At 44.2% G+C, this 5,722-nt stretch carries 7 protein-coding genes; all 7 read right to left on the reverse strand.

What is annotated here, in order from left to right; translation table 11 throughout:
* Positions 1–940, reverse strand: a 940-nt coding sequence (locus PX482_RS20975) for a sulfurtransferase (RefSeq protein ID WP_288122978.1), incomplete at its 3' end; no start/stop codon positions are given.
* A gap of 109 nt (positions 941–1,049) precedes the next feature.
* Positions 1,050–1,718 (reverse strand): phosphatase PAP2 family protein, encoded by a 669-nt coding sequence (locus PX482_RS20980; RefSeq protein WP_288027800.1) that lies wholly within the window; start codon positions 1,716–1,718, stop codon positions 1,050–1,052.
* Positions 1,715–2,095: a DUF7980 family protein gene (locus PX482_RS20985; RefSeq protein WP_002762694.1), complete on the reverse strand. Its 381-nt coding sequence runs from the start codon at positions 2,093–2,095 to the stop codon at positions 1,715–1,717. The genes PX482_RS20980 and PX482_RS20985 overlap by 4 nt, the downstream gene beginning before the upstream one ends.
* Before the next feature lie 382 nt (positions 2,096–2,477).
* A complete protein-coding gene (locus PX482_RS20990; RefSeq protein ID WP_002762695.1) occupies positions 2,478–3,560 on the reverse strand; it encodes a sulfate ABC transporter substrate-binding protein in 1,083 nt (360 codons plus the stop codon).
* A 744-nt stretch (positions 3,561–4,304) separates the two neighbouring features.
* A complete protein-coding gene (locus PX482_RS20995; protein WP_002762696.1) occupies positions 4,305–4,697 on the reverse strand; it encodes a DUF5615 family PIN-like protein in 393 nt (130 codons plus the stop codon).
* Complete coding sequence (locus PX482_RS21000; RefSeq protein ID WP_002762697.1) at positions 4,694–5,071, reverse strand: DUF433 domain-containing protein; 378 nt, start codon at positions 5,069–5,071, stop codon at positions 4,694–4,696. Before PX482_RS21000 ends, PX482_RS20995 begins: the two co-directional genes overlap by 4 nt.
* A 445-nt stretch (positions 5,072–5,516) precedes the next feature.
* Positions 5,517–5,722: hypothetical protein (locus PX482_RS21005; protein WP_288122979.1), on the reverse strand; the 206-nt coding region annotated here is incomplete at its 5' end.

Consider the following 5,722-nt stretch of genomic DNA (forward strand, 5'->3'; position numbering starts at 1 on the left):
AAGAACCCTCATAAATTCGCACCTTGGGATAACCGAGCAGATGTTTGAGGACAACATACTGTAAAGTCGCTTCCCGTCCGGTACTGCAACTGACGATAATATTATCCGAGGGCTTGATGTTGCGTTGGGCAAGAATCTTCCTGATTTCGTCTAAAGATTTCAATTTATGGGGATTTTTCAGAGATTCATCGGGATTATTCGCTTCCGTAAAAGTCGGCCAGGGTATATTTTTCGCCCCCGGAATATGACCATTTCTCAGCCAGATATCCTGTTTCCCCTGAAAAAGTTCTTCCGGTCTAGGATCGATAAAAACCACATCGGGTTTGCCGATCAATTTCTCTACTTCTGCTAAATTTACCCGAATCGAGGGATTATCACGGACAGTAAAGCTCCCGGGTTGATATTTAGGGAATTCTTTCGTTACCTTCTGTTCAGAACCCTTATAACCCTTAAACCCGCCATCTAAGACCGCCACATCTCGGAAACCCGATCGCTCTAGTAAATAGGCGACCATGGTTGCCCCCAAGACATCGCGACCATCGGAATATACCAGCACTCGATCGCCATTAGTGATTCCCGCGGCGGCAAAGAGACTGCCAATTTTATCCTCTTGCCAATATTGAACCGGCAAAAATCCGTTTGGACCACGAAAATTATTGTCGGCTATATTCACCGCTTTCGGTAAATGACCGGTGATATATTCCAAAGGGTTAATCCGCACATCGAGAATTTTTAACTTCGGATCGTTGAGATTTTGTGCTACCCAAACCGGCGATACAAAGTCTATCTTAGTCTCAGATTTAGACGTGGCCATCAGGGGCGATGACGGGGCTAAGGTAAAGGTTAAAATGCAGAGGAGAACTAAAGTGAAAAAAGCAAGGGGACGGCTTTGAAACCGTCCCAGGGATAGACCCTTCCCTTGACGCAGTTTTGGTTTCATGATTCAGTGTCAGCGACGAGTATCAAACGATAATTACTATAGGGCTTTGATTAGCTTTCTCCAAAAATTTAGGTATAACGTGATATTTTTTTTGCAGCAAGTAGGCCGATTAATTATTAATTTCTTCTTGGGTGTTGATCGCCTTGGGTGTCTTTAATAACTGTTGCCACCAGATATGCACTAGGAGCGACCAAGCGATCGCTAAAAGCCAAGAGGCAAGGATATCACTAGGAAAGTGAACTCCTAAATAAAGACGAGTCCAAGCAATAACCAAAACCAAGGGAATCCCCAGTAAAACTACCCCGAAAAACCAGCGCGTTCTCCAAGATAAAATCAGTAAAGAAACCACTAACAGGGAACTAAATAAAGCATGACCGCTAGGGAAGGCAAAATCATCGGGTAAGGGATAAAATAACGGCCAAAATTGCGGGCGATTTCGATGAAAAAGAATCTTAAGATTATAACTAATTGCCCAACCTCCCGCCATATTTACAAGGAGATAAGCGAACCCATACCAGTATTTTTTTAGGGCAAAAATCAGCAGTGAAATTGTTAGTATCGGAGCCACTCCCCAATAAGTACCTAATCCCGTTAGTTTTATCGCCAAAAAGTTTAGGTTTAAATTAGCGGTTTGATGAATAGATAGCATCAGGGATTTTTCCCACGCAAATCCTTGGGGATGCCGATCAATAGCGATCGCTAAATCCGTAAAAGTTAGGGATGTTAACAAGATGGCTAAGAAAATTAAGCTATTGTTTAAGTAAGTTTTGGGAATCACGGGGAAAAAGTGGCGATCGAGGATAACAGGGGCATTTCTAATACCTGAAAATGGAGCAAGACCAGAATAACTAATGTATAGGCAGTCGAGGAAAGTAATCCATTTCTTAATTCTTTTGACCAATTGCGTTCTTCTTTCTCTCCACCGATTAATTCTTTCGTCCCGAATTGCATCAGTAGGATTCCCACAAGATTAGATAACCAATAACCAACCACGGCTGCGGGTAGAAAAAAATCGGCGTGTAAGCAAGCAATTAAACGACCGAAACCGTAGGCGATCGGCAGATTAAAAATTAGATCATTCCACCAACATAGGGGCGATAATAAGTAACCAATCAATACCAGGCTTCCGTTTTTGATTTTGTCAAGTAGATACATCTTTTTTTAGTTACTAACTATTAGTTTTGTTTTTTTGCCATCAGCTATCTAGGGTTTGCTGAAAAAGTTTGTTGGTGGGGGCAGGGTGTGGGGTGTGGGGTGTGGGGTGTAGGGTTTTACCGATTTTGAGGTAGTCAGTTACCTAATTTTCAGGGAAAAAATCCCTAAATTTTACCCCCGATCCCTCCAATGGTCGGCACTTTTTGAGGTCAAAAAAGTCTAAAAGCCTTATCCAACAAGGTTTTTAGATTTATTCAGCAAGCTCTATCTAAGTAAGTAGGTGTTGAAAATTGTCAGATACCCCCCTTATTAAGGGGGGATTAAGGGGGGATCAATTAATCAGAACCACTTACTTAGCTAACGGCTGACGGCCTACTACTAATTAACGCTGAATTTGGTCAAAAATCGCCCCATCAGCGAAGAATTTTTTCTGGATCGCATCCCAACTACCAACCGCCGTATAGGGGAACAGATTCGACACTTTTGGATATTGTTTACTAAACTCTTTAGCCACATTAGCATTAACGGGACGGAAACCCACCTTGGCGAATTCCCGCTGCGCTTCCGGAGTAAAGAGAAATTGGGCAAAAGCTGTCGCTACTTCCCGGGTTTTGCGTTTATCGACTATTTTATCCACTACGGCCACGGGCGGATCGATCGAAACATTGACTGGAGGAATAGTATAGGAAAAACCGGTTTCTCCTTTTTGACGGGCCAGAATCACTTCGTTTTCGTAGTTAAGCAGCACATCCCCCTGATCCTGTTTAAAGAAGACATCGCTGGCTTCCCGGGCATCTTTGGGTAGTACAGGCACGTTTTTATAGACATTGCGGACGAAATTGGTCGCTTGTGCTTCATTGCCGCCGGTCCGAGTTACCGATCCCCACAGGGCCAGAAAATTCCACCGGGCCACCCCAGAGGTTTTCGGGTTGGCAGTGATGACTTTAATCCCCGATTTGGCTAGATCTGGCCAGTTGCGGATTCCTTTGGGATTGCCCTGACGAGTAACTAAGGCTACCACGGAACGAGTGGCGATGGCGTTATTGGGGAGTTCTTTCTGCCAACCGGGGTTAACTAAACCCGCTTTTTGCAAGCGTTCCACATCGGAACCGATGGCCAAATTTACCACATCTGCATCTAATCCGTCGATAACAGCGCGGGTTTGGGAACCAGAGCCGCCATAACTCTGTTTAATCACTACATCCTGTTTTTTCTCTCTTTTCCATTTGTTGACGAATAGAGGGATGATTTTCGAGTAGGCCGATTGAGTCACCGCGTAGGAAACCAGGGTGATTTCCACGGTTTGTTGTTTAGCTTGCTCTTTATCCGCAGCTGCCAGCAGCTTACTCGATGCTGATAGGGGACTAAAAGTTAGTCCGATTCCCGTTGTGACGACGGCAGCCGTAGCTAGAGAAATAAAAGGTAAGAGGGTTTTCGGTTTTGGGGATCTAGGATCAGGGATCACGATGTCATCGGCTCCTTTGTTTATTTATGGGAGATTGCTAGGTATTTTCTCTGAGATTGTATTTTATATGAAATAAAAAACAATTTCAATACATCGAAGAAAAAATTATACTGTTTGGGTTAGATGCAAAGAAATCAAGCCATTAATGGCTTGATTAGCTGAAAAAACTGGAAATATTCGATTTATACGGCTTAAATGTGCCTTTAAATTTGCCTGAAGCCTCTTTATGCTTGCAGAATAGAGATTTTATCGTTTTTATGGAGAGGAAAGAATTTTTTAGCGATCAAAAACCTCTCCCTAGGTGGGTTCACTGGTGAAGTTAGCGGACTTTAGCAACTATTACCCTAAAATTGAAGCGGTCTAACGACTTCCATCAATGTGCATGGTGCGTTCCCCAAAATCTATTGGTGGAGCAGTAGGACTTGCATTATCGCACTGAGACAGTCCAGTAGGGTGTGTTAGCGTCAGCGTAACGCACGGATTTTGAACATTAGATAAGGTGCGTTACATTTCATTAACGCACCCTACCAGATCGGCGTACTGCTATGCAGTGCCTTCGGCATCGCACTTAGACTGACAGCTTCAATCAATGTGCATGGTGCGTTCTCAAAAATCCTGCATTAGGGAACGCACCCTACAGCGATTGCGATCTATTCAGAAACTTGCCGCATAACGGCTAAGTTATGCCGTGCATCTCACCGATAAGACTGCGATCGCCTTAATTTTCAAGCGTAGCCGACAATATCATGGAATGAATAACCGACCAACCCCCTTGTAATTATCAAGATCTACAGCAATTTCGATCAGTCGTTCAGCGCAGCGCTCTCTATACTCAGCTTCACTCAAACGATCGAGATTTCCCATCGTCAACACTGGAAACGAGTTCTCTGTGTTCTCTTCTCGCATAACCTGCTCAAGGGAATCATCACCCTTCATATTTCGGTTAGCAGTAAGAATCATCATCTCCTGTTCTTGAGCATAGCGCCAGACTACGCGATCGCTACTTTCCATCGACAATCCAACCTCTCTAAAGGTGACAAATTGGACAGACTGAAACTCAAGCCAACCACGTTTTGCCAATATACCAAGAAAAATCAGCGCATAACCGTCGAGGTTGTAGTCAACTAAGAAAGTCATTGTTTTTGTGCGGCACGTCTCGCTCTCTGCTCCTCAAGCTTTGCCCAAAACGCTTCTTGCCCTGGTTTATGTGGCATTGCTGCAATTCGAGCAAAGCGTTCGCGGTTACGATCTTCCCAGTACTGACGAATTTCTTCTCTATTTTGAAGAACCTCTTGATATTCAACCTCGACCTGAGCTTGGTTTGCCGTAATGTAGGACAAAGCTGCGTCAATTTGCGCGTCCGTGAGGTTAAATGTGTCGCGAATCAGTTTAGCAGGATAATCAGCTTTTAGGAGATCGATCACATCATAGAGGCTAGTGCGTGTGCCAGCAATCGTTAGCCCACGCTCTGTACGGATAATTTTCGCTTGTTGGTTTGCCGTCCAGGTCATTCCCTTAGCTCCTTAGAATCCACTTAATGGTCAATGGTTTCACCAGACAAATATTGGTCAATTTTTTCTGACCAATCAGGTTCACCGTTCATTATAGTCCGCCCCTTGCGCGACCAGATCGGCGTACTGCTAGGCAGTGCCTTCGTCATCCCACTTAGACTCACAGCTTCAATCAATGTGCAGGGTGCGTTCCCCAAAATCTATTGGTGGAGCAGTAGGACTTGCATTAAGGAACGCACCCTACAGCGATAGCGTACTGCTATGCAGTGCCTTCGGCATCGCACTGAAACAATCCAGTAGGGTGTGTTAGCGTCAGCGTAACGCACGAATTTTGAACATTAGATCCCACATTCCGCACCCTAAGTGTCACAACGTCTCAAAAGAGGAAGATGCCTGAGTCAAAATACTTATCTAGAGGAGTGAGTTGGCGGGAAGCTGCCGGCAACTAAGCCGAAAATTTCAGGGTTCCCCCGGTCATTATCAATAAACAGTGCTTGTTGAGAATGACCAGGCAATCAGACTTAACATCTAGGGGGAGATGTTCCAGTTGCTCGCTTTGTTTTGTCGGCTCTTCGGTAATTGTTATGCAAATAATTAACTTAAAATAAAATTCGATGAGAGTACCTAGTCTCAAAAATAGCTGAAATTCAT

The organism is Microcystis sp. M53602_WE12 (assembly GCF_030065455.1).
Classification (GTDB): domain Bacteria; phylum Cyanobacteriota; class Cyanobacteriia; order Cyanobacteriales; family Microcystaceae; genus Microcystis; species Microcystis aeruginosa.

Excerpts from the sequence above, each read along its gene's own strand:
- PX482_RS20985 (WP_002762694.1), bottom strand. The coding sequence starts at position 2,095 with ATGTATCTACTTGACAAAATCAAAAACGGAAGCCTGGTATTGATTGGT.
- PX482_RS20995 (WP_002762696.1), bottom strand. The coding sequence starts at position 4,697 with ATGACTTTCTTAGTTGACTACAACCTCGACGGTTATGCGCTGATTTTT.
- PX482_RS21000 (WP_002762697.1), bottom strand. The coding sequence starts at position 5,071 with ATGACCTGGACGGCAAACCAACAAGCGAAAATTATCCGTACAGAGCGT.